The 22,532-nt window shown below is 66.4% G+C and carries 18 protein-coding genes and 2 pseudogenes; 7 read left to right on the plus strand and 13 right to left on the minus strand.

The window, feature by feature from the left end; all coding sequences use genetic code 11:
- From LH400_RS12260 to LH400_RS12295, 8 genes and pseudogenes are all read right to left on the minus strand, one after another.
- Positions 1-286, minus strand: a pseudogene (locus LH400_RS12260) (MFS transporter); the annotation flags it as partial.
- Positions 287-357: 71 nt separating this feature from the next.
- Positions 358-1,680, minus strand: a complete 1,323-nt coding sequence (locus tag LH400_RS12265; RefSeq protein WP_229152999.1) for an HlyD family secretion protein — start codon at positions 1,678-1,680, stop codon at positions 358-360.
- A complete protein-coding gene (locus LH400_RS12270) occupies positions 1,677-2,192 on the minus strand; it encodes a MarR family winged helix-turn-helix transcriptional regulator (protein WP_229153000.1) in 516 nt (171 codons plus the stop codon). The genes LH400_RS12265 and LH400_RS12270 overlap by 4 nt, the downstream gene beginning before the upstream one ends.
- Positions 2,193-2,391: 199 nt before the next feature.
- Positions 2,392-3,696 carry a nicotinate phosphoribosyltransferase gene (gene pncB, locus LH400_RS12275; RefSeq protein ID WP_229153172.1) on the minus strand — a complete coding sequence of 435 codons (1,305 nt, stop codon included), beginning with the start codon at positions 3,694-3,696 and terminating at the stop codon, positions 2,392-2,394.
- A gap of 186 nt (positions 3,697-3,882) precedes the next feature.
- Positions 3,883-4,080, minus strand: coding sequence for a hypothetical protein (locus LH400_RS12280; protein ID WP_229153001.1), 198 nt, complete (start codon positions 4,078-4,080; stop codon positions 3,883-3,885).
- A gap of 115 nt (positions 4,081-4,195) precedes the next feature.
- Entirely contained in the window at positions 4,196-4,627 is a 432-nt protein-coding gene (locus tag LH400_RS12285; protein ID WP_229153002.1) for a PilZ domain-containing protein, read from the minus strand.
- 264 nt (positions 4,628-4,891) lie between these two features.
- On the minus strand, positions 4,892-5,911 hold the full coding sequence (ilvC, locus tag LH400_RS12290) for a ketol-acid reductoisomerase (protein WP_229153003.1): 1,020 nt from the start codon (positions 5,909-5,911) through the stop codon (positions 4,892-4,894).
- Between the two features lie 28 nt (positions 5,912-5,939).
- Positions 5,940-6,578 (minus strand): TetR/AcrR family transcriptional regulator C-terminal domain-containing protein, encoded by a 639-nt coding sequence (locus tag LH400_RS12295; protein WP_229153173.1) that lies wholly within the window; start codon positions 6,576-6,578, stop codon positions 5,940-5,942.
- 272 nt (positions 6,579-6,850) lie between these two features.
- Between LH400_RS12295 and LH400_RS12300 the strand changes: the two genes are divergently transcribed.
- Positions 6,851-7,141, plus strand: a complete 291-nt coding sequence (locus LH400_RS12300; protein WP_229153004.1) for a hypothetical protein — start codon at positions 6,851-6,853, stop codon at positions 7,139-7,141.
- 211 nt (positions 7,142-7,352) lie between these two features.
- Positions 7,353-7,715, plus strand: a pseudogene (locus LH400_RS12305) (GGDEF domain-containing protein); the annotation flags it as partial.
- A 40-nt stretch (positions 7,716-7,755) separates the two neighbouring features.
- Here LH400_RS12305 and LH400_RS12310 read toward each other — a convergent pair.
- Positions 7,756-8,502: a pyridoxine 5'-phosphate synthase gene (locus LH400_RS12310; RefSeq protein ID WP_229153005.1), complete on the minus strand. Its 747-nt coding sequence runs from the start codon at positions 8,500-8,502 to the stop codon at positions 7,756-7,758.
- Between the two features lie 230 nt (positions 8,503-8,732).
- On the opposite strand from LH400_RS12310, the gene LH400_RS12315 reads away from it, so the two are divergent.
- Both LH400_RS12315 and LH400_RS12320 read left to right on the plus strand, forming a co-directional pair.
- On the plus strand, positions 8,733-10,820 hold the full coding sequence (locus LH400_RS12315; RefSeq protein ID WP_229153006.1) for a hypothetical protein: 2,088 nt from the start codon (positions 8,733-8,735) through the stop codon (positions 10,818-10,820).
- 245 nt (positions 10,821-11,065) lie between these two features.
- A complete protein-coding gene (locus tag LH400_RS12320) occupies positions 11,066-11,467 on the plus strand; it encodes a hypothetical protein (protein ID WP_229153007.1) in 402 nt (133 codons plus the stop codon).
- Positions 11,468-11,612: 145 nt separating this feature from the next.
- On the opposite strand, the gene LH400_RS12325 is transcribed toward LH400_RS12320, so the two are convergent.
- From LH400_RS12325 to ilvN, 3 genes are all read right to left on the minus strand, one after another.
- Entirely contained in the window at positions 11,613-12,740 is a 1,128-nt protein-coding gene (locus tag LH400_RS12325; RefSeq protein ID WP_229153008.1) for an ATP-dependent DNA helicase, read from the minus strand.
- 147 nt (positions 12,741-12,887) lie between these two features.
- Positions 12,888-14,873, minus strand: a complete 1,986-nt coding sequence (locus tag LH400_RS12330) for a hybrid sensor histidine kinase/response regulator (protein WP_229153009.1) — start codon at positions 14,871-14,873, stop codon at positions 12,888-12,890.
- Positions 14,874-15,158: 285 nt separating this feature from the next.
- Positions 15,159-15,731 (minus strand): acetolactate synthase small subunit, encoded by a 573-nt coding sequence (gene ilvN, locus LH400_RS12335; RefSeq protein WP_229153011.1) that lies wholly within the window; start codon positions 15,729-15,731, stop codon positions 15,159-15,161.
- Positions 15,732-15,899: 168 nt separating this feature from the next.
- Between ilvN and LH400_RS12340 the strand changes: the two genes are divergently transcribed.
- Complete coding sequence (locus tag LH400_RS12340) at positions 15,900-17,597, plus strand: hypothetical protein (RefSeq protein ID WP_229153013.1); 1,698 nt, start codon at positions 15,900-15,902, stop codon at positions 17,595-17,597.
- 131 nt (positions 17,598-17,728) lie between these two features.
- On the opposite strand, the gene LH400_RS12345 is transcribed toward LH400_RS12340, so the two are convergent.
- The gene (locus LH400_RS12345; RefSeq protein ID WP_255617170.1) at positions 17,729-19,513 is read right to left on the minus strand and encodes an acetolactate synthase 3 large subunit; all 1,785 of its coding nucleotides are present in this window, start codon (positions 19,511-19,513) and stop codon (positions 17,729-17,731) included.
- 569 nt (positions 19,514-20,082) lie between these two features.
- On the opposite strand from LH400_RS12345, the gene dctP reads away from it, so the two are divergent.
- Positions 20,083-21,198, plus strand: coding sequence for a TRAP transporter substrate-binding protein DctP (gene dctP, locus LH400_RS12350; protein ID WP_229153014.1), 1,116 nt, complete (start codon positions 20,083-20,085; stop codon positions 21,196-21,198).
- Positions 21,199-21,289: 91 nt separating this feature from the next.
- On the plus strand, positions 21,290-22,531 hold the full coding sequence (locus tag LH400_RS12355) for a TRAP transporter small permease subunit (protein ID WP_229153016.1): 1,242 nt from the start codon (positions 21,290-21,292) through the stop codon (positions 22,529-22,531).
- Position 22,532 lies beyond the last annotated feature (1 nt).

Here is a 22,532-nt window from a genome sequence, read left to right on the forward strand (position 1 = left end):
AAATGCCCTGGAACAGGCGGAAGGCGATCATCTCGTCGAGGCTGGTCGCAAAGCCGCAGGCTATCGAGGCGAGAACGAAGCCCGCGGCCGAGGCGATGAACAGCTCGCGCAGGCCGATCCGATCGGACAGCCAGCCGGTGACCGGCGTCATGATCGCCGCGGCGACGATGTAGGAGGTCAGGACCCAGGTGATCTGGTCCTGGGCGGCACCGAGCGAGCCCTGCATGTTCGGCAGCGCGACATTGGCGATCGTGGTGTCGAGCACCTGCATGATCGTCGCGAGCATGATCGAGACGGTGATCAGACCCTTGTGGGGAACGCCCGCGCCGCCCTGCGGAGTGGCCGCCGCGGCGGCGCTCACCGCGATGCGGCTGCCGCGCTGGCGGTAGCCCCTCCATTCCCGGCGGACGCGTCGGCGCTCGCCATGCCGGCGCCGCCCGACGTCGCCGCCATGGCGCTGCCCTGGTCGAGCCATTTATCGAGCCCGAGCGCGGTCACGGTCGGCTGCAGGAACTCCGGCACACCGCGCGCCTTGCCCGTGTCGACGGTGACACTGGCGCTCATGCCGGCGCGCAGCGGCGGCATGCCCTGATCGTCGGCGATGGCGATGCGCACCGGGATGCGCTGGACGACCTTCACCCAGTTGCCCGTCGCGTTCTGCGCCGGCAGCAGCGCGAATTCCGAGCCGGTCCCGGCGCCGATCGAGCCGACCGTGCCGTGAAAGGTCCGGTCGGGATAGGTGTCGAAGGCCACGTCGACGGGCTGACCGGCATGCATGTCGGTCAGTTCGGTTTCCTTGTAATTCGCCTCGACCCAGCTGTCGCTCGTCTCGATGACGCTCATCACCGAGGTCGCGGGCGTCACATACTGTCCCACCTGGAGCCGGTCGGTCTGGCTGACGATGCCGGGCTCGGAAGCCGTCACGGTCGTGTGGGCGAGGTCCAGCTCGGCCGCGTGGAGCTTCGCCAGCGCCTGCATCACCTCCGGATGCTCGTCCGTGGCGATGTCCGGATTGCCGGCGAGCGCCGCCTTGGCCGACAGGACCTCCTGATCGGCGCTCGACAACTTGCCCTTTGCCTGCTGGAGGGCCAGGCGGGCATCGTCGAGCGCCGACTGCGAGGCGACGCCACGCTTCACCAGCGCACTCTGCCGGTCGTAGGTCGTCTGCGCGGTCTGCAGCGCGTCGGCGTCGGACTGCCGGTCGGCGACTGCCTGCTTGTAGGCGGCCTTCAGCTTCTCAACGTCGAGACGCGCGCTTTCGAGATTGGCCTGCGCCTGTTCGACGGCGTTGCGATAGACACTGTCGTCGATGGTGAAGAGGCGCTGGCCGGCCTTGACGAACTCGTTCTCCGAGACGGCGACGGAGGCGATCTGGCCGCTGACCTGCGGCATGACCGTCACCCGGTCCTGCTGGACGTAGGCGTCCTCGGTGTTGATGTAGCGTCCGCCGGTGACCCAGTAATAGCCTCCGCCCGCGGCCAGAGCGAGCGGCACGGCGACGATCAGCAGCTTGCGGATCGGCCGGCGCTTCTTCTTCGGCGTGGCGGCGACGAGCGGCTTCGCCGGCTGCTCGGCCGGCGCGGCTTCGGCCGACTTCGCGCTCTCGGCTGGGGACTCGGAGACCTTCGCCTCAAGCTTGTCGCCGGTCTCAAAGCTCTTCTTGTCGGGCTGGGCGTTCATGCGATTTCCCCCGTCGGCTCCCGCCTGCGTTCATCCGTTCCGTCCGGCTGCGGGTCGTCGCGCCGCGCCGGCCGTGCGGTCTCGCTGGCGGACAGATTCTGAATGATGGTGGAGAGAGCCTCGACCAGCGTCTCGCGCGTCGCGCGGTCAAGGCCGGTCTGGGCCTCCTCCAGGACCGTGGCGGCACGCGCCCGCATCGGCTCGAGAACCGTCCGCCCCTTCTCCGTCGTGAACAATTGCCGCGCGCGCCGGTCGGCCGGATCCTGGCGGCGCTCGACCAGCCCGGCCGCCTCCATGCGGTCGACGTGACGGCAGAGCGTCATCGGCTCCAGCTCGAGCAGGCCGGCGAGCGCCGTCTGGCCGATGCCCTCGTTCTTCGACAGGCGGGCGATGATCTGCGACTGCGCCGAGGTCATCGGCAGGTCGCGGCACTCCTTCTCGAAGCGCCGGCGCAGCAGCCGCGCGGCGTCGATGAGGAGCAGGCCGAGACTGGGAGCGTGGGATTGAGACATGGCTTGCATATAATAAGCAGAGTTATGATAAGCAAGCGAAAGTGTACAGCGCTGAACCACGCTGTCGGGCCGGACGAAGTCTGGGAGACGACTGCCTGCCGCCACGGAAATCACAAGGCGTCGCAGTCCATGGCCGAGAGCCAGGCCGACGCGGAACGTCGCCCGCCCTCAACCCACCGGGATGTCGGCGCCCCTGCCCCTAGACGGCGAGTTCGCGCTCGGCATAGCTCGGCTCGCCGAAGACCCGCTTGTAGCGCGCGACTTCCGAAGCCTCGCCGGTCGCCTTGGCGGGATTGTCGGAGAGCTTGACGGCAGGGCGGCCATTGGCCGTTGCGACCTTGCAGACGACCGAGATCGGGTCGAGGCCGACGATCGGCTCCGGCGCGACACCGCGGAAATCATTGGTGAGGTTCGTTCCCCAGCCGAAGCTCATGCGCACCCGGCCGTCGAAATGGCGATAGGTCCGCTCGATGGAATCGGAATCCATGCCGTCGGAGAAGACCAGCAGCTTATCGCGGGGATCCTCGCCCATCTTCTTCCACCAGGCGATGATCTCCTCGCCGCCTTCGATGGGCGGGGCGGAGTCGGGCCTGAAACCGGTCCATTTGGCAAGCCAGGCCGGGGCATCGCGCAGGAAGGCGGGCGTCCCAAACGTGTCCGGGAGCACGATCAGGAGGTTGCCGCCGTAATAGCTCTGCCATTCCTGCAGCACCGCGTACGGCGCCTCTCTCAGCGCCGTATCGTCCTTGGCGAGCGCCGAGAGCACCATGGGAAGCTCATGCGCATTGGTGCCGATCGCCTCGAGATCCGTCTCCATGGCGAGGAGCACGTTGGAGGATCCGATGAAGCGATTGCCGAGCCCTTCCTTCAAGGCCTCCACGCACCAGCGCTGCCACAGGAACGAGTGCCGCCGACGCGTGCCGAAATCGGAGATCCGAAGGTTCGGCAGCGCCTGCAGGCGCTCGACCTTCTCCCACATCTTGGCCTTGGCCCTGGCGTAGAGGACATCGAGTTCGAAGCGCTTGAAGTCCTTCATCACGGCGCGGGACCGCAATTCGTTGATGATCGCCAGAGCCGGGATTTCCCACATCATCGTGTGGGTCCAGGGCCCGTGGAAATAGAGCTCGAACTGGCCGTCGACCCGGCGCAACTCGTATTCCGGCAGCCGGAACTCGGCGAGCCATTCGAGAAAGTCCGGCCGGAAGATCTGCCGCGTCCCGTAGAAGGTGTTGCCGGCGAGCCAGATCATCTCGCGCTTGGAAAAGGTGAGCGACCGGGCGTGGTCCAGCTGATCGCGCAGCTCGCGCTCGTCGATGATCTCGGCCAGCTTGACCCGCCGTGAGCGGTTGATCAGCGAGAAGGTGACGTCGACCTCGGGATGGAGGCCCCGCACCATCTGCAGCATCAGGAGCTTGTAGAAATCCGTATCGAGCAGGCTGCGGATGATCGGATCGAGCTTGAAGGTGTGGTTCCAGACCCGCGAAGCGATGTCGGTGGCGACCATCATTGCAAAATCTCCCTTCGCGCAAGAGGACGCGGGCGCCTCGCAGATCGGCGGCCGCCCGACCGCGTGGCTTTCGTCATCGCCTCGCTACCGGTACAGCGACCGGCCATTCATGCGCTGCAGATCGGCGCAGATGGACGTCCAGCTCCGCCTCGATGCTTCTTCGGAGCCGGAACGTTCGAAAGGTCAGTCCTTGCGTTCCATACGACCGACGACCCGCTTCAGGCTCGTCACGGACTGGGTGACATTGGAGCAGTCATGCACCGCGTCGGCCAGCGCCTGCTCGTCGACCGGTTTGCCGGCCTCGATCTCGTGCAGGAACTCGCAGATGTCAGTCACTCGGTCCTTGATCGAGTCGATCGCCGCATCGAGATTTTTCGTCATGGCCTTATTCCCTCGGGCATCCCCCAGAGAATCCGTTACAGGGAAAAGCCTGCGGAAGAAAGCGTCCGGTTCACGCTTTGCCGCGACGCACTCAGGAGTGCAAAGGCGTGGGCACTCAGCGCCGCCAGGCGAAGTGTCGCGTCAGTCCGTCCGGCAGGCCTTCGGGCTCGATGCGGCGAATGCCACCTGCCTCGCTCACCGACTGGTCGGCTTGGCCGGATTGGCCAACGGCGAACCCGCCGAAGGAGGCGTCCTCGTCCTCCCCCGCAACGTCGAGGAAGCGAATTCCCGCGAACATCGACCGGCGATAGACGAGCTTGGCCGGGCGCGCGTCCTTCTCCTCGCCGATCCTTATCGAGAACTCCTTGGGCAGATGCGCGGACTCGGCCAGCGTCAACAGGGCGCCCGTCGCAGACACGTTCCGCACGACGCAGTCGAAGGTCGAAAAGCCGTTGTTGAAGATCACCTTGCCGCGCTTGAGGACGCGCATGCGGGGCGCGACGCGGCGCTCCTCGTCGCTCTGCTCGTCATCCGGAATCGCTGTCATCTGCGGCCTCCGTCGAACCTCGCGAGCCCGCATTATCGGAAAAGTGCATGAGCAAAGCGTTAACTCGCGAGCACGAGATTCAGCAGTTCTTGCCCACGGGCTGGCAATCTGGACGCCCGGGCTCGCGGGAAGGCACTCCAGCGGCAAAGTGCCACTCCCGGAGCCATCTTCCCGTGATTCCCCGCCCGCCCGCCCGCAGCGGCAATGCCGAAAGGACGGGCGAGACAGGGGGCCGTGGATCGGCGGCAGGCGCCGACCGGAGCGTCAGTTGCGCTGCTTGTCGACCAGTGCGTTCGCCTTGATCCACGGCATCATGCCGCGCAGCGTCTCTCCGACCTCTTCGATCTGGTGCCTGTCGTTCCTGCGGCGGATGCCCTTGAAGCGGGCGGCGCCGGAGCGGTATTCCTGCATCCATTCGGAGGTGAACTTGCCGGTCTGGATGTCGGTGAGGACCCGCTTCATCTCCGCCTTGGTCTCCGGCGTGATGATGCGCGGACCGGAGACGTACTCGCCCCACTCGGCGGTATTGGAGATCGAGTAGTTCATATTGGCGATGCCGCCCTCATAGATGAGGTCGACGATCAGCTTCACCTCGTGCAGGCACTCGAAATAGGCCATCTCCGGCGCGTAGCCGGCTTCCACCAGCGTCTCGAAGCCGGCGCGGATGAGTTCGACGAGACCGCCGCACAGCACCACCTGCTCGCCGAAGAGATCGGTCTCGCACTCTTCCTGGAAGGTCGTCTCGATGATGCCGGAGCGTCCGCCGCCGACGCCCGAGGCATAGGAGAGGCCGAGGTCGAGGGCGTTGCCGGACGGGTCCTGATGCACCGCCACGAGGCAGGGGACGCCGCCGCCGCGCTGATACTCGGAGCGCACCGTATGGCCCGGGCCCTTCGGCGCGATCATCAGGACGTCGACGCTCGCCTTCGGCTCGATCAGACCGAAATGGACGTTGAGGCCGTGCGCGAAGGCGATCGCAGCGCCGTCGCGGATGTTCGGCGCGATCTCGTTCTTGTAGATGTCGGCCTGGAGCTCGTCCGGCGTCGCCATCATCATCAGGTCGGCCCAGCCGGCCGCCTCGGCGACGCTCATCACTTTGAAGCCGTCGGCCTCGGCCTTCTTGGCGGTCGCCGAGCCCTCGCGCAGCGCAATGGCAATTTCCGGCACGCCGGAATCCTTCAGGTTCAGCGCATGGGCGCGGCCCTGGCTGCCGTAGCCGATGACGGCGACCTTCTTCGACTTGATCAGACCCAGATCGGCGTCGCGATCGTAATAGACGCGCATGGCATGTCCTCCTGTTTCAGACTTTGCTTCAGTGGTTGGAGTGGTTGGCCTCGGCCGTCGCCGGCCGAGTTTCGTCCGCCCGGTAAAGGGCGATGAACTGTTCGGCCGCACGCCGCGCATCGCGCCCGATCACGGCCTCCGACAGCGCCTGATCGTCGCCGAGGAGCAGGCGGATCTGGACGTCGCGCACGACGAGGCCGAAGAAGCAGCGCGCCGCCGCCTCGCCGTCCTCGAAGGCGAGGAGCCCGGCGGTCCGCCCGGCTTCGAGCGCCGGCATCAGCCGCCGCGCCATGGCGACCGGCCCGTTCCGAAGGACGATCGCGCCGAGATCGGCTCCGTTGGAGCCGGCCTCGCCGATGGCCAGCCGGTTGAGCGCGACCGAGGTCGGGCCGGAGATCACGGTCAGCCAGTTGCGCGCGAACTCCGCCAGCCCGTCAAGGAGCGCGGCGCGGTCGAGATGGGCCGAGGCCGGCGGCAGGCCGCGCACGCGCGAGGCCTGCCATCGCACCATCGCGGTCAGAAGGCCGTCACGGTCGCCAAACCATTTGTAGAGCGTCTCCTTGGAGCAACTCGCGGCCTTGGCGACGGCGGTCATGGTGGGCGCGCGATGGGTTTCGCGGACGAGCCCCAGCACGGCGTCGAGCACGTCGCGCTGGCGCGCGCTCATCTGCTCGATCTCCAGGCCCACCTGCTCCGCTCCCACGACTGTTCCCACCTCTGCGCTTGCCGTACCGTACGTTACGGTTCGGCTGATAACGGCAAGTGACGCGCGATGCAAGAGGGCTGCGCCGCGATTGGATGCGTGAATGTGAACCAATCTCCGGCGCGGACGCGGCCCCGCGGGAGCGACGCCTCGAAGGGCCCTCGGCGAAGACGGTTCGGAACCAGCCCGGCTGCGGGAGATTCCCGATAGACCCCCGCCTCGAAAAGGAGACATCCATGCCTCGCTCTTCGCAGCTGTCCCTGGCGCTCGCCGCCCTCCTCGCGGCCGCATCGTCCGCGCCCGCCTCCGGAACCACGTCCTCGCAGGGCGGAGAAGAGGCCGTCGCCACCCACCCCGACACGACGGTCCAGCCGGCGCAGGTCCGCAAGCACAAGCGGCATCGGTCGGGCGAGAAAAAGTCGGAACAGGAGGCGAGCACCCCGCCGGATCCCGACAAGACACCAATCCCCAGCGACGCGCCAGCCGCGCCGAACACGCCGGTCCCCGAGGGCAAGCCGGCGCAATAGGCGGTTTCCCCGCCCTGCAAGAAATGCGCTGACGGTACGGGAACCCAGGATTAGGGTCGCAGGCGATATGAGATACGGCATGATCCAACTTCGATCGCGCCGCCATATTCTGCGCTATTCCGTGCTGATCACCTTGGTCGCCGTGACGCCCACGGCGACCTTCGTCTATCTCGTGACGCTGTTTTTGCCGTTTCAGGCGCGGGCCTTCGCCATGCTCCTCGCCATCGGCCTGCCGCTCGTCATCGCGTTCCCCGTGTCCTTGGTCGCGCTCAGGATCGTCAAGATCGTCGCAGACGCGGTGGACAAGCTCGAAACCTTCGTGAAGTTCGACGGGCTGACCGGCGCTCTTGCCCGCAGCTACTTCCTGGAATCGGCGCGCCAGCGCCTTGTCGAAGGCGGGGTGGTGCTGCTCGTCGATGCCGATCATTTCAAGGCCATCAACGACACCCATGGGCACGAGATGGGCGACAACGCCCTGCGCACGATCGGCGAAACGCTGTCGCACGCGGTTCCCGCCGACGGTCTCGTCAGCCGGATCGGCGGAGAAGAATTCGCCGTCTTCCTGCCCGGCATCGCCTTTGAGTCCGGGATCGGTATCCGTCCGGACGAAGGGGTCAGACGTCCTGCCCGCAGGCCCGGCGGAAGCGGCGGACTGCCTCCGCCATGCCGTATTCGAGCGCATCCGCCGTCAGGCCATGGCCGATCGAGACCTCGGCGAGCTCCGGAATTCGTGCGACGAGCGGCGGCAGGTTCTGGACCGTGAGATCGTGGCCGGCATTGACGCCGAGACCGAGACGATGCGCCGCATCGGCCGTCGCGCCCAGCTTTTCGACCCATTCTGCGGCCGCCTTCGGGTCGGAATGGGTCGCCCCGTATGGTCCGGTGTAGAGCTCGATCCGGTCGCAGCCCGTCCCGGCCGCCGCCTCGATCTGCGCAGGATCGGCGTCGGCAAAGAGCGAGACGCGGGCGCCCTCGCTCTTCAGCCGGGCGACGATCGGCTTGAGGAAATCCGCCTGCGCGCCGAAATCCCAGCCATGGTCGGAGGTCGGCTGGCTCGGATCGTCCGGTACCAGCGTCACCTGCTCGGCCCGCGCGTCGACGACGAGCGACAGGAACTCATCAGAGGGATAGCCCTCGATGTTGAATTCCGCATCCGGGAACTCTTCGTCGATGAGGGCACGGATCTCCGGCAGGTCGGAAAAGCGGACGTGACGCTGGTCCGGCCGCGGATGCACGGTCAGGCCGTGCGCTCCGGCGGAAAGCGCGATGCGGCCGAGCCCGGTGACGCTCGGCCACGGCAGGTCGCGCCGGTTGCGCAGCATGGCAATCGCATTGAGATTGACCGAAAGCATCGTCGTCATCGCGGGAACTCGCCGTCCTTGGCCGGGGTCGCACTAGCCGGTCCAATAACCGATCGCAACAGTCGGCGCCACCGATGGATCGCCGGGCGCGGCCATCGGTGGCTTAGGCGTGTCCTCTCGAAGGTCAATACGCCGTTAGAGAGAGGGATGCGGACCGTTTGCCGGTTGACACGGGCATGCCCGCCCCTGTTCTGTGAGCGGCACATCGACGGTGTTGGGAGGGAGACCCCATGGGCGGCTCGAAATTCATTCCGATCGTGATTGCAGGTCTTGTCGGCCTGTTCATCGGCTGGCTTCTCGGACCAAATATCGACGAGGCCAATCAGCAGCTGGCGACAGAGATCGACCAGCTGAAGGCGCCGATCGGTAACATCCAGACGAGCGTCCAGAGCTTGAACGACACCGTCTCGCAGCAGGCGAGCCAGGCCGGCAACGGGGTCCAGGAAGCCGTCGCGGGACTTCAGACCCAGGTGGTCCAACTGACGGACCAGATGAAGGCGCAGACCGACGCTCTCGCCAATCTGGTCCAGGAGCAGGCTGCCCAAAAGTCGCAGGGCTCAGAGGCAAGCGACCAGTCCTCCAAGAAGATGGACGAGATCGCCACGACGCTGCAGCGGGTCGAGCAGAACATCGAGCAGATCGGCCAGGCTCCGGCTCAGCCCCAGGCCCAGTCCGGCAATGCCGGTGGCGACCCCGCGGCGCTGGCGCAGCAGGTCGGCCCCAGCGGCGCCATCCTCCTGCCCGGCCAGGCGGCGATCTTCGGCGGCAGCACGGTCCAGCTCTCCGAGCTCTCCAGCCAGGACGGCAGCGCGACCATCGCCGTCGGCGGCCAGTCGCAGCAGGTGAAGTCCGGCTCGTCCGTCGATGTCGGCGGCGGCTGCACGGTGAGCGTGGCGGGGATTGCGGCAGGCGCGGCCTATCTTTCGGCCGACGGCTGCCAGAGCGGCGGCAGCCAGCAGCAGGCGGCATCCGGTCAGTCCGGCAGCGATCAGCAGCAGGCGACCGGCGGCCAGTCCGGTAGCGATCAGCAGCGCCAGCCGCAGCAGTCGGCGGGGAACGCCGGCAATCAGCCCTCCTCTAACACTGCTCCGGCACAGGGCGGCCAGCAGGGAGCTGCACAGACGGGCGACCAGCAGCAGGCCGCGAATACCGGCTCCGAGAGCGGCGGAACGAACTCCGCAAGCGTTCCGACCGGCGGCACCGCGACCTTCGGCAACACCCGCATCTTCGTCTCTTCCGTCGGCGACGGACAGGCAACGCTGTTCGCGGTCGGCGGTTCGGGCCGCAAAAAGGTCGAGGTCGGCTCCGCCATGGATGCCGGCAATGGTTGCCAGGTGACGCTGAACGGCGTCGAGAACGGCGAGGCGCAACTGAGCGCGAGCGGCTGCGACGGCAGCGGTTCCGGCGATCAGGCTGCGGCCAGCGATCAGGCCTCCTCCGACAACCAGCAACAGGCCGCGACGTCCACGGACGGACAGGCCGCCTCGGGCGGCAACGAGCCGGCGGCGGCTCCGGCGGCGACCTCGAACGAAGCCGCGAATTCGGCTTCGAACGGCGCCTCGGGCACGAGCGGCGGCTCGCAGCAAGCGGCCGCGTCGGGGAGCGGCAGCGGCGTCTCGGCGACCGTCCCGGTCGGCGGCACCGCGATCTTCGAGGGCGCGCGGGTCTTCGTCTCGGGGATCGGCGATAATCAGGCCACCCTTTTCGCGGTCGGCGGTGCGGGCCGCAAGCAGGTGAACGTCGGATCCGCCATGGACGCGGGCAATGGCTGCCAAGTGACGCTCGAGAGCATTCAGGACGGTCAGGCGACGCTCAGGGCGTCCGGCTGCGGGAACGACGCCGATGGCGCCAACGGCCAGGCGTCCTCCGGATCCGGAGAAAATGCGCAAGGAACGGCCGCGGCACCGGCGGACGAGGCGGCAGCCGCCTCCGGCACGAGTGGCGAAGACCAGTCGGCCTCGGCGAATGCCGGCACCTCCGAGGCGCAGCCGGCAGCTTCCGGCCAGGAGGCATCTGCGAACGCGTCGGCTAGCGGTTCCGGTCAGCAGGAGCAGCAGCCGGCCGCCACGGGCAACGGTTCCGGTCAGCAGCAGGCTTCTACCGGCGGCGACGGAATGATGACCGGGGAGACCCGCACCTTCGGCGAGCACAAGGTTTTCCTGTCGGCGGTCAACGACAATGGTGCGACGATCTACGTGATGGGCGCCGGTCGCCAGCAGGTTGCCAGTGGCCAGTCGGCCGATCTCGGCAATGGCTGCTCGGTCAAGGTCGACCGCGTCGAGAACCGCACCGCCTATCTGTCGGCCAGCGGCTGCTGAGCGGGACGAAAAACTCTTCCCTAGCGAGGGGCGCAGCTTTCCAGGAAGCTGCGCCCCTCTTTCGTTCGCGGCTCGCCCATCCTTCTCACGCGACGGACTTCACCAGCCGCGCGAAAAAATCTGGCGCGAAACAGCGGCGACATCCCCGGGAAACGGAACGAATGCAGAAGGCGTCCCGACGATCGGGCGGCCGGGGCAAATCCGGTCGGAACCGATCGGGGTCTTTCGTCCACCTGGAGCTGGTCATGCGCAATATCGACAAGATCTACGCCTCGCTCGGCCTCGCCTGGCTGATCGGCGCCGCCGCCTTCGGCACCTGGCTCGGCGCCAGCGGCCATCCGAACTTCGCCCAGTCGCACGCCCATATCGGCCTTCTCGGCTTCGTCGCCTCGGTGCTGTTCGGTCTGATGCACAAGGCCTGGCCGGAGCTGCGGCAGAGCCGCCTCGCCCTGCCGCAACTCGTCGTCTACGAAGTCGGAACGGTCGTCCTCTTGACCGGCAAGGTGATGATCGACGCCAGCGGCCAGCCGAACCTCCTCCTCATGACTGGCGCGCCCATCGTCATCATCGGCGGGGCGATGTTCCTCTGGCTGTTCGTGAAGAGCCCGGCGACCGCACCGGCGACCATGCTGTCGCCGGCCGAATAAACCACATCGCGAGCCGGCCCGACCTCCTCGCGGACCGGCTCAAATGAAATCCGTTTGATCGCTTCGCGATAACGGATTTCAAAGACGCTCAAACGCCGCGCTGCCCTCGTGATGCGGTCTCCGGCTGGATCAGCCGGAGACCGCATCACTTGACGATGGTGAGGCTTTCGGCGGCCCTGGTGATCGCGGTGTAGAGCCAGCGGGCGCGGGTGTCCTTGAAGGCCCAGCTCTCGTCGAACAGCATGACGTCGTTCCACTGCGAGCCCTGCGCCTTGTGCACCGTCAGGGCATAGCCGAAGTCGAAATCGTCGAAACGCTTCTTCGTCGACCAGGGGATCTCCGAATCCGGCTCCTCGAACGCCGCCTTCAGGAGACGGATCTTCGCCGCACCCTGGTCGATATCGTCGTCGTCGGGCTTGACGAGGAGGTTGACGCCAGGCTTTGCGGTCTCGCGCGAGGCGGTCATCACCTGCCAGAGCGAGCCGTTGAGCAGCCCCTTCGGCGGGTCGTTCCTGAGGCACACCAGCTTGTCGCCGGCCATCGGCAGCGCCCCCTCGAAGCCCTTCAGTTCGCGCAGACGGGCATTGTAGCGCCGGCGCGTGCGGTTGGTTCCGACGAGCACCTGGTCGGCGGCCAGAACCTTGTCCTGCTCGACCTCGCGCTTGGAGATGATCCTGGCCGTGCGGTAGTCCCCATACATCAACTCGCGCCCCTCGCGCACGGCGAGCGCCAGTTCGATGATCGGGTTGTCGCGCGCCTGGCGGTGGATCTCGGTGAGCAAATAGTCTGGCTCGGCCTCGGTGAAGAAGCCGCCGCCGGAGACCGGCGGCAGCTGGCCGGGATCCCCGAGGACGAGGATCGGCGTGCCGAAGGAGAGGAGATCGCGGCCCAGCGCCTCGTCAACCATTGAGCATTCGTCGACGATGACGAGCTTGGCCTTGGCGACCGGGCTCTGGCGGTTGAGGGAAAAGGTCGGCGAGACCCGCGAGACACCGCTGGTCTGGTCCTCGACCGTCTCCTCGCCGCGCGGCCGGTAGATCAGCGAATGGATCGTCCGGGCACTCTTGGCACCCTTGGACCGCAGCACCTGGGCGGCCTTTCCGGTAAAGGCGGCAAACTGGACGGCGCCGTCGATGCCTTCGGCAAAATACCGGGCGAGCGTGGTCTTGCCGGTTCCGGCATAGCCGAACAGGCGGAAGATCGGCTGATCGCCGCGATCGAGCCAGTCGGCGACGGCCCTGAGGGCCTCGTCCTGCTGGGGTGACAATTTCAAGCGGGGTCTCCGGAGGCGTGGCCGTTCGATTCGAACGCAAATCGCTGCAGTCATTAAATCATCTGCGGCTCGCACTGCCTACCGGCGGCAGGCGCAGCGAGGCAAGACCTCCGGTGGGTCCGCGCCGTCGAGCGAGCTTGTTCCGCCTCAGTGCAGTCGCAGCGTCTCCTGCTCCGGCCCCGCCGCCCTGGAGGCCAGCGCCTGGCCGATGGCGCGTTCGAGATCGCGCAGGCCGAACGGCTTGTTCAGAAGCTGCAGCTTGCGAAGCTCGCCTGCCGGCAGTTCGGCATAGCCGGTGGCGAGGATGATCGGAAGATGCGGCCAGGCGCCGTCGATCTCGCCCGCCAGCTGGCAGCCCGTCATCTGTGGCATGGCATGATCGGTGATGACGAGATCGACCCCCGGCTGCTGCCTAAGGATCTCGAGCGCATCCTTCGCCGAAATCGCCGTCAGCGCGACATGGCCGAGATCTTCCAGCATCGATTCGGTGTTCATCAGGACCAGCCCGTCGTCGTCGACCGCGAGGATGGTCAGGGACCGGGATGCGGGCGTGGGCACAAGGCCCGCGTCTTCCGGCTCCTCGCGCGGCGTATCGGCGGGCGCCACTTCCGTCGCAGCCGGCAGCCAGACCTCGACACGGGTCCCCTTGCCCGGCCGGCTGTCGATATGGAGGCGGCCACCGAGCTGAGCGGCCAGGCCGTCCACCATGGACAGGCCGAGGCCGGTCCCCTTACCGACGCCCTTGGTGGTGAAGAACGGTTCGCGGGCGCGGGCGAGCGTCGCCTGATCCATGCCTTCGCCCTTATCGGCGACCGACATCATGACGTAGCGACCCGGGCGAAGACGAGTATGGTGGCCCTTGGCGACGATTTCGTCACGGACGGAAACCACGATCTCGCCGCCGGACGGCATCGCGTCTCGGGCATTGACCATGAGGTTCAGCAGCGCCGATTCCAGGTGATTGGGATCGGCGCGCACCACCGGCAGCTCGTCCGGCAGGTCGAGCGTTATCGTGATGTCCGGCCCCAGGGACCGCGCGATGAGATCGCGCATCCCGTCTACGAGTTCGTCGATCATCACGGGCTGCGGCTGCAATTCCTGTCCCCGCGCGAAGGCCAGCATGCGCTGGATCAGCGCGGCGCCGCGCTCTGCGCCGGTCAATGCGTTGCGCAGAAGCGGCACGACATCCGCCTCCTCGGGAAGGCGGCGCAGCACCAGTTCCAGATTGCCGAGCACGGCGGTCAGGAGATTGTTGAAGTCGTGGGCGATGCCGCCGGTCAGCTGGCCGATCGCCTGCAGCTTCTGCGACTGGAACAGCGCCTCGCGCGCCGTGTCGAGCTCGAGTTCGGCATTGCGGCGGGCGGTCACGTCGCGGGTGATCTTGGCGAAGCCGATAAGGTCGCCGGCCCGGTCGTGGATCGCATCCAGCACGACATGGGCGAAGAAGCGGCTGCCGTCCTTGCGGACGCGCCAGGCTTCCCTCTCGAAGCGCCCCTCGCGCGTCGCGATCGCAAGGCTTCTCGCCGGCTCCCCTCGCTCGCGGTCCTCGGGCGTATAGAACCGGGAGAAGTGCTGCCCGAGGATTTCCTCGGCCCGGTAGCCCTTGATCCGTTCGGCGCCGACGTTCCAGCTCGACACATGCCCGGCGGGATCGAGCATGTAGAGGGCGTAGTCGGACACGCCGTCGACCAGGATCTTGAACTGCGTCTCGCTCTTTTCCAGCGCCTCGCGTTCGCGAAGGCGCTCGCTCAGATCGCGCGTGACCTTGGCGAAGCCGAGCAGTTCCCCGACAGGGCTCAGGATCGGATCGACGACCACATGCGCCCAGAACCGTTCGCCGTTCTTGCGGACCCGCCAGCCCTCGCTCTCGAAGCGGCCCTGGCGGGCGGCCGTGGAAAGGATGCGCTGCGGCAGCCCGCCGTCACGATCCTCCTCGGTGAAGAAGCGCGAGAAATGGCGGCCCATGATCTCTTCGGCCGTATATCCCTTGAAGATCTGCGCGCCGGAATTCCAGCTCGAGACATAGCCGTCGGGATCGAGCATGTAGATCGCGTAATCGGTGATCGCATTGACAAGCAGTCGGTAGCGTTCCTCCTCACCCTCGACCAAGTCCGGCTCCTCGTTGCGGTTCATGCGCGCCTCCACGGCACAACTTTAACATAGGCGAACATAGCGTTCGGATTCTGGCACGGGAATCCCCCGGCGAGAGCCAATCCGCCTTTTGATCGCTGGAATGCCGAAGAGGGGACCGATCGCGGCCGAGCGTGCCTGGTCGCCCGAACGCGCGCCGCGTGGACGGCAAGCGATCTCACGCAGGATTACCGCTGCATAATCATGAAGTTGCGCATTGCAGAAGATGCGACTCCAAAAGCGGTCGCACTCACGCTCCGGCGGCGGAAGAGGCTGCGAAGACCGTTCCTACATGCCATCCTTGCCGCGAGACAGTGCCGCGACACCGGTGCGGCAGACCTCGACCAGTCCGAGCGGCGCCATGATCGCCACGAACTTGTCGATCTTCGACGGGCGGCCGGTTATCTCGAAGACGAAATGCTCGATCGAGGAGTCGATCACCTTGGCGCGGAAGACGTCGGCAAGACGCAGCGCTTCCACGCGCTTGTCCGCCAGTCCCGCCACCTTGACGATCGCAAGTTCCCGCTCGATCGGGCCGGTCTCGCCATCCTCGCCGGCGGCCCGCGTCAGGTCGACGACGCGGTGGACCGGCACGATACGGTCGAGCTGGCTCTTCAGCTGCTCGATCACATGGGGCGCACCGCGCGTCACGACGGTGATGCGCGAGAGATGCCGCTCATGCTCGGTCTCGGAGACGGTCAGGCTCTCGATATTGTAGCCGCGCCCGGAAAACAGGCCGATCACCCGGGCAAGAACGCCCGGCTCGTTGTCGACAAGGATGGCGAGCGTCCGCTTCTCGATCGCCTCCTTCTCGGGCGTGATGAAATAGGCCGAGGCGGGCGGCTGGACGGGCTGGCTCATGACGGAAACTCGGTCGCTTCTGGTAATCGGGGGCACCATAGCTGCGATTGCGCAAAAGGAAAGCGGGCCAAGCCGATTGCGGAATGCGCTGGACGTCAGTCATGCGCGCTGCATCTTACCGTGCGAGATGTTCGCCGAATGATAACCGCAGAAAGTTGGGAGACTTGCATGCGACAGTTGACGATGCTTACCGCCGCAGCCGCCCTGACGGCTGTGCCGGCAGTGGCCGGGGCCCAGAGTCTTGCGGGCAGCCAGTGTGCGCCGACGCAGGCGGCAGGCCAGCCGTCCTTCGAACTCCTGATCACCGTCGAAGGCGCCAGCGGTACGTTCCGCCTGACCTGCCGCGACGGCCGGCTGGTCGCGATCCCGGCAGAAGGCCAGGGTGGCACGAGCGAAGCGGCCACGGAGCAGCCGGCACAGGAGGAGACGACCTCCGCCGAAGTCGCGGGCGCTGCCAAGCGTGCGATCGACAAGAGCGCGGGAGCCGCCGCAGCCGAGATCAAGCAAGGAGCCGACCTCTCCGAAACGCCGAACGTCGCCTCCGATGAGCAGCCTTCGCAGCCGGCGGAAGAGGAAGCCGCGGCTTCCGCGAGCGACGAGCCGTCCGGCATCAGCGCAGAGACCTCGGGGGTCGAGCAGGCGATCGAGGACAGCGCCAAGGCTGCCGCATCCATGATGAAGGACGGGGCGGATCTTTCCGAGACGCCTGCGATCCTACCCGATCGGGATGCGGCGCAGTCGGACGCGGAGGAGACGGCGGCGAGCTCGGGTCCGCAGGGCGGCGAACCGGCGGCCGAAGATGAGGCCGGCACCGACCAGGCGAGCGGTCCCGAGGCCGGATCCGGCACGGCGGCCATGGACCCGCAGCAGGCCTCGCCCTCCGACAACGCCATGATAGGCACTCCGGCGCTGGAAGCCTCCGGCGCTGACGGCTCCGAGGATGAGCCGACCTCTTCAAAGAACAAATCGGCCGGTTCCTTGGCCGATACCGCAGAACAGGCAGAGGCCTCGGGCGGCGAGACCGCCGCCATGCCGATGAGCGATCAGGGTTCGGATCAAGCGACGCCGGAGCCCTCGACGGCGCAGGCGCCGGACATGGGCCCAGGCAGCGAAATGCCTGGAGGCGATACGAAGGGCGATCTGGCAACGCTCGGCATCTCGCCCGAGGCGACCGGCAGCGAGGCCGCCGAGGCCGCCGAGGCCGAAAGCGACATGGACCAGAGCGTGGACCCGTCTACGGCCATGAACGCGGCCGGCGTGACGGGTCAGGAGCCGACGGCGTCGGTCACGCAGACCGAGCGCGACGACAGCGCCGCCGGTCACACCGCAATGGCCAAGGACATGCCTTCGCCCGCCGAGATGAACAAGCCGGGCGTTTCGGCCGACGAAGCGGCCCCGGACGGCTCGTCCCTCGATGGCGACGAACAGAAGTCGAAGGACCGGATCGCCTCGCGCGAGACCGACCAGCCGGACATGGTTCCGGTGCCCCTCGTCGTCATCGGCAATGCCGAGCTTGCCCTGCCGGGTGTCAGCTTCAAGAGCGTGTCGGTCGCGGGCGAGGAGAAGGATCGGGTCTATTCGCTGCGCGGGATCACCCGGCGCGGCACCGAGGTTTCGGTCGACGTCGATCCCACCGGTCATATCCGCCAGGTCGACCGCGAAATCGCTCCGGGCGACGTGCCGGATCCGATCGCGCGCATTGCGGATGCGGTGCTGCCCAATGCGGATATCGAGCATGTGACGCTGTCGAGCCGCGACAACTACCGAAGCTTCTTCATCTTCTCGGGCTCGGACGAGCGCGGCAGTCCGGTGGTCCTCGAGATCCGCTCGGACGGCCGGCGGGTCGAGTTCAAGAAGGGCATCTGACGTCCCTGCACTGGCGCGAAGCGCAGGTCCGCATCCGGACCGTGGGAGATCGGGAATCGAAACGGCCGGCGCCTTCGAAGGCGCCGGCCATTTCCTTGACCGCTCCTGCGGTTCGCGTACTCCGTCCGGCCTTACACCAGGGCCCTGCCCTTGGCGTCGATCGCCCGGGCGACGACCTCGTCGGTCGCCTCCTCCGGCAGGAGGATCTCGTTATGCGCCTTGCCGGACGGGATCATCGGGAAGCAGTTGGCAAGGTTCGCCACCCGGCAATCAAACAGGACCGGCGCATCGACCGCGAGCATCTCGGCGATCGCGTCGTCGAGATCCGCCGGCTTCTCGCAGCGCATGCCGACGCCGCCATAGGCCTCGGCCAGCTTGACGAAGTCAGGCAGCGCCTCGGTATAGGAATGCGACAGCCGGTTGCCGTGAAGCAGCTGCTGCCACTGGCGCACCATGCCCATGTACTGGTTGTTGAGGATGAAGATCTTGACGTTGGCGCCGTGCTGCACGGCCGTCGACATCTCCTGCATGTTCATCAGCACCGAAGCATCGCCCGCGATGCAGACCGACAGCGCATCCGGATGGGCGATCGCCGCGCCGATCGAGGCCGGCAGGCCGTAGCCCATCGTGCCGAGGCCGCCGGAGGTCAGCCAGCGGTTCGGCGCCTCGAAGCCGTAGAACTGCGCGGCCCACATCTGATGCTGCCCGACCTCGGTCGAGATGTAGGTCTCGCGGTCCTTGGTCGCCTCATAGAGCCGCTGGACGGCGTATTGCGGCATGATGACGTCTTCGTTCGGGCGGTAGGCGAGGCAGTTGCGCGCGCGCCAGGTCGCGATATCCTCCCACCAGGCCTTGAGGGCACGCTGATCCCCCGCGACCTTCCTCTCACGCCAGACGGCGATCAGGTCCCGGAGGACGTGAGCGACGTCGCCGATGATCGGCAGGTCAACCCGCACGTTCTTGTTGATCGAGGAGGGGTCGATATCGATGTGGATCTTCTTCGAACCCGGCGAGAAGGCATCGAGGCGACCGGTGATGCGGTCGTCGAAGCGCGCTCCGATGCACAGCATGACGTCGCAGCCATGCATGGCCAAGTTCGCCTCGTAGGTGCCGTGCATGCCGAGCATGCCCATCCAGCTCTTGCCGGAGGCCGGATAGGCGCCGAGGCCCATCAGCGTCGAGGTGATCGGGAAGCCGGTCATCTCGACGAACTCGGTGAGAAGCCGCGCGGCCTCGGGACCGGAATTCACCACCCCTCCCCCGCTGTAGATCATCGGCCGCTTGGCGGACGCGAGCAGTTCGACCGCCGCAGCGATCCTGTCCGGATCGGCGTCGAGCTTCGGCCGGTAGCTCTCATGCGTGCGGTCGGCGGGCGGCGGGGAATAGAGGCCGGTCGCGAACTGGACGTCCTTCGGCACGTCGACCACGACCGGGCCCGGCCGGCCCGTGGTGGCGACATGGAAGGCCTCGTGCAGGATGCGCGCGAGGTCGTTGACATCCTTCACCAGCCAATTGTGCTTGGTACAGGGACGGGTGATGCCGACGGTGTCGCACTCCTGGAACGCGTCGGAGCCGATCAGCGTCGTCGGCACCTGGCCGGAGATGCAGACGAGCGGGATCGAATCCATCAGCGCGTCCTGCAGCGCCGTCACGGCATTGGTCGCGCCCGGTCCGGAGGTGACGAGCATGACGCCGGGCTTGCCGGTCGAGCGGGCGTAGCCTTCGGCGGCATGTCCCGCCCCCTGCTCGTGCCGCACGAGGATATGGCGGACGCTGTCCTGCTGGAAAAGCTCGTCATAGATCGGCAGCACGGCGCCGCCGGGATAGCCGAAGAGGTCGGTGACGCCGTTGTCCTTGAGAGCCTGAACGACCATCTCGGCCCCGGTCATCTCTCGCTGCTGTGCATTCGCGTCCATGATGTTTTCCGTCGCTTTGCGCCGCTTTCGACGCCGTCTCTCAAAGTCGCAAGGCCGGTCCGGGCCTCGAGGCAATAAAAAAGGGCCCGTCGGGGCCCTTGAAATTGCGCACACGTGGCTGTCGCCGGACGGTCCTCAGACCGCCACGCGTGTGCGCCTTCCTACTACGAGAATGATCATCGTCGTCATGGCGCGGACGCTATGCCTCTGCGCAACCCGATGTCAACGACTTTATTGCGCAGGGCCACCGAATAGGAGAGTGCAACGCGAAGCCGGGCGCCCCGCCCGGCGAGGACGGCAGGCAAAAACGGGCCCCCGCCATTTCCCCGAGCCTACGAACAGAAAATCGAAACTACCTTCCTTTTCAAAAGAATCCTGAAATGCAATTTCCAACAACAACAGCGTAAGCGACGGAAGATCGTCATCGATCAGGCAAGCATACAATTTTGCACCTGCGAAAACATCATGTCGGCTGTTGCCATTGCAGGAGATGTTCCACTACTCTTCCGATATCAGCTGCGAGGTCTGGGAGGAAACGACTTCGCACAGCTGGAGAATCGGGAGGAACAATGACAAACCAATTGGTTAATCGACGCAAGTTTCTCGGACAGTCGGCGCTGCTGGGCTCGGTCGCGGCTGCCGGAACGCTGGCGGCGCCGGCCATTGCGACCGCCGCGGGCGAAACCACGACCTGGCGGGTGCAGACGTCCTGGCCCGGCGGCATCGGCCTCGACTTCTTCAAGGCCTGGTGCGCCTCCATCAAGGAGAAGACATCGGGCGAACTCGCCTTCACCCCCTTCGGCGCCAACGACGTCGTCGGCGACTTCCAGCTCTACGACGCGGTGAAGAACGGCGTCCTCGAGGCGATCAACCCCTATACGATTTATGCGCAGGGCATCATCCCGGCGGCGGTGTTCCTGTCGTCCTATCCGCTCGGCCTGCGCAATCCCGCCGAATACGACACCTTCTACTACGGCCTCGGCGGCCTCGAGATCACCCGCGAGCTCTATGCCAAGCAGGGCATGTACTATGTCGGGCCGATCCAGCACGACGCCAACATCATCCATTCGAAGGTGCCGATCCGCTCGATCGACGATTTCCGGGGCCGCAAGATGCGCCTGCCCGGCGGCATGGTCGCCGAAGTGTTCCAGAAGCTCGGCGCCAAGACGACGGTGCTGCCCGGCTCGGAGATCTTCCCGGCGCTGGAAAAGGGTACGATCGACGTCGCCGACTATGTCGGGCCCGCGGTCAACTACTCGCTCGGCTTCAGCCAGGTGACGAACTACATCTCGATGGGCCCTCCGGGCTTCATGTCTCTCTACCAGCCGGTCGACCTGATGGATCTGACCGTCGGGATGGATGCCTGGAACAAGCTGCCCGACAAGCTGAAGCAGTTCGTCGAGATGGAGGTCCACACCTATTCGGACCTCCATTACGCGGCGATTCAGAAGGCCGATCAGGAAGCCTGGCCGAAATTCGAGGCAGACGGCACCGAGGTCACCCGCCTTACCCAGGACGATGTCGCGCTGATGACCGAAATCGCGGTGCCGATCTGGTTCGACTGGGCGAACAAGGACAAGGACGCCGCGCGGATCTTCAAGATCCAGCTCGACTACATGACATCCGGCTCGCTCGGCTATGTCGATCCGGTTCTCCTCGAAGGGCTCGAACTGACCGCCCTTTGATGCCTCATGCGTCGCGGGAGACGCGCCGGGACCGACCCGGCGCGCCTGCGCGCGCCCATCCCTGCTTCATCCCCTTCATTCAGGAATCGCCATGCCGAGCCTGACGTTCGTGCTGCCGCACTGGCTGTACTGGGCCATGCTCGTCGTGTTTCCGATCGTCGCCATGGTCATGGCCCGCCGCGGGCGCCGACCGACGCCTGGAAACCGACGGCTCTATTCGCTTCCGCTCGCCTATTTCGTGCTGATCACCGGCGGCATGCTCGGCCTGCACCGCTTCTACCTGAAGAGCCTGTGGGGCCTTCTCTACCTGCCGCTCTTCTTTGCGATCCTGTTCGCCAACGCGCACCAGCGCACCGCCCGCGAAGCCTTCTCCGACGCCAGCAACATCGTGCGCGTCTCGCAGTCGACGATCGAGCGCGAGACCGCGCGCGCCGAAGACGACGCGGCGCAGCTGGCCTCGCTGCGCGAGGATCTCGCGGCCGCCGAGGAAGGCTCCTTCGCCAAGCGCAGCGTCGAGCTGCGCCTGAAGCGGCAGGAGCGCCGCATGGAGTCCTCGCAGCAGCGGATCGCCCAGGCGGAGGCCGACCTGAGGGACAAGCAGGTGGTGGCCGATAGCTCCGGCGCCGACCGGCGCTACTGGGAAGTGTTCGCCTTCGTCTGCTTCCTCGCCATCCTCGCCTTCATGGCCCTCGACGCGGTCCTCATGCCGATGATGGTGCGGCGTGCGAACGCCCGGATCGACGACCGGGCGGACCCGGCGGATGAGGCGGTCGATGCCGTCGAACAGAGCGAATTCGAGAAGGACCGCTCGCATGTCGCTCGCGGCTGGAGCGGCTGGATCGATGCTCTCAGCTTCTACAGTGGCGAATTCGTCTCCTATTGGTCGGTCATCGCCGTCTTCGTCTACTACTACGAGGTCGTCGCCCGATACGTCTTCAATTCTCCGACCAACTGGGCCCATGAGGGCATGTATCTGATGTTCGGCATGCAGTATCTGATCAGCGGCGCCTATGCGATGCTGTGCGAAAGCCATGTGCGGGTGGACGTCTTCTACGCCCCGCTGTCGCCTCGGCGAAAGGCGATGGCGGATATTCTGACCTCGGTGTTCTTCTTTATCTTCGCCGGCGTACTGCTCGCCACCGGCTGGATCTTCGCGGCCGACGCGACGCGTGTGAACGAGGTCTCCTTCACCGAATGGCAGCTCGCCTACTGGCCGTTCAAATGGGCGATCGTGGTCGGCGCCGCGCTGATCGTCCTGCAGGGGGTCGCCAAGCTGGCCCAGGACTTCCGGGTCCTTGCAACCGGCGTCCCGCACACCGCCAGGGAGGCCTGAG

It is taken from the genome of Jiella soli, assembly GCF_020615385.1.
GTDB lineage: Bacteria > Pseudomonadota > Alphaproteobacteria > Rhizobiales > Rhizobiaceae > VKMB-3413.

Excerpts from the sequence above, each read along its gene's own strand:
- LH400_RS12345 (WP_255617170.1), bottom strand. The coding sequence starts at position 19,513 with ATGGACGCGAATGCACAGCAGCGAGAGATGACCGGGGCCGAGATGGTC.
- LH400_RS12310 (WP_229153005.1), bottom strand. The coding sequence starts at position 8,502 with ATGACGACGATGCTTTCGGTCAATCTCAATGCGATTGCCATGCTGCGC.
- LH400_RS12270 (WP_229153000.1), bottom strand. The coding sequence starts at position 2,192 with ATGTCTCAATCCCACGCTCCCAGTCTCGGCCTGCTCCTCATCGACGCC.
- LH400_RS12300 (WP_229153004.1), top strand. The coding sequence starts at position 6,851 with ATGCCTCGCTCTTCGCAGCTGTCCCTGGCGCTCGCCGCCCTCCTCGCG.
- LH400_RS12285 (WP_229153002.1), bottom strand. The coding sequence starts at position 4,627 with ATGACAGCGATTCCGGATGACGAGCAGAGCGACGAGGAGCGCCGCGTC.
- LH400_RS12280 (WP_229153001.1), bottom strand. The coding sequence starts at position 4,080 with ATGACGAAAAATCTCGATGCGGCGATCGACTCGATCAAGGACCGAGTG.
- ilvN (WP_229153011.1), bottom strand. The coding sequence starts at position 15,731 with ATGAGCCAGCCCGTCCAGCCGCCCGCCTCGGCCTATTTCATCACGCCC.
- pncB (WP_229153172.1), bottom strand. The coding sequence starts at position 3,696 with ATGGTCGCCACCGACATCGCTTCGCGGGTCTGGAACCACACCTTCAAG.
- ilvC (WP_229153003.1), bottom strand. The coding sequence starts at position 5,911 with ATGCGCGTCTATTACGATCGCGACGCCGATCTGGGTCTGATCAAGTCG.
- LH400_RS12355 (WP_229153016.1), top strand. The coding sequence starts at position 21,290 with ATGCCGAGCCTGACGTTCGTGCTGCCGCACTGGCTGTACTGGGCCATG.
- LH400_RS12330 (WP_229153009.1), bottom strand. The coding sequence starts at position 14,873 with ATGAACCGCAACGAGGAGCCGGACTTGGTCGAGGGTGAGGAGGAACGC.
- LH400_RS12265 (WP_229152999.1), bottom strand. The coding sequence starts at position 1,680 with ATGAACGCCCAGCCCGACAAGAAGAGCTTTGAGACCGGCGACAAGCTT.
- LH400_RS12340 (WP_229153013.1), top strand. The coding sequence starts at position 15,900 with ATGCGACAGTTGACGATGCTTACCGCCGCAGCCGCCCTGACGGCTGTG.
- LH400_RS12295 (WP_229153173.1), bottom strand. The coding sequence starts at position 6,578 with ATGAGCGCGCGCCAGCGCGACGTGCTCGACGCCGTGCTGGGGCTCGTC.
- LH400_RS12315 (WP_229153006.1), top strand. The coding sequence starts at position 8,733 with ATGGGCGGCTCGAAATTCATTCCGATCGTGATTGCAGGTCTTGTCGGC.
- LH400_RS12320 (WP_229153007.1), top strand. The coding sequence starts at position 11,066 with ATGCGCAATATCGACAAGATCTACGCCTCGCTCGGCCTCGCCTGGCTG.
- dctP (WP_229153014.1), top strand. The coding sequence starts at position 20,083 with ATGACAAACCAATTGGTTAATCGACGCAAGTTTCTCGGACAGTCGGCG.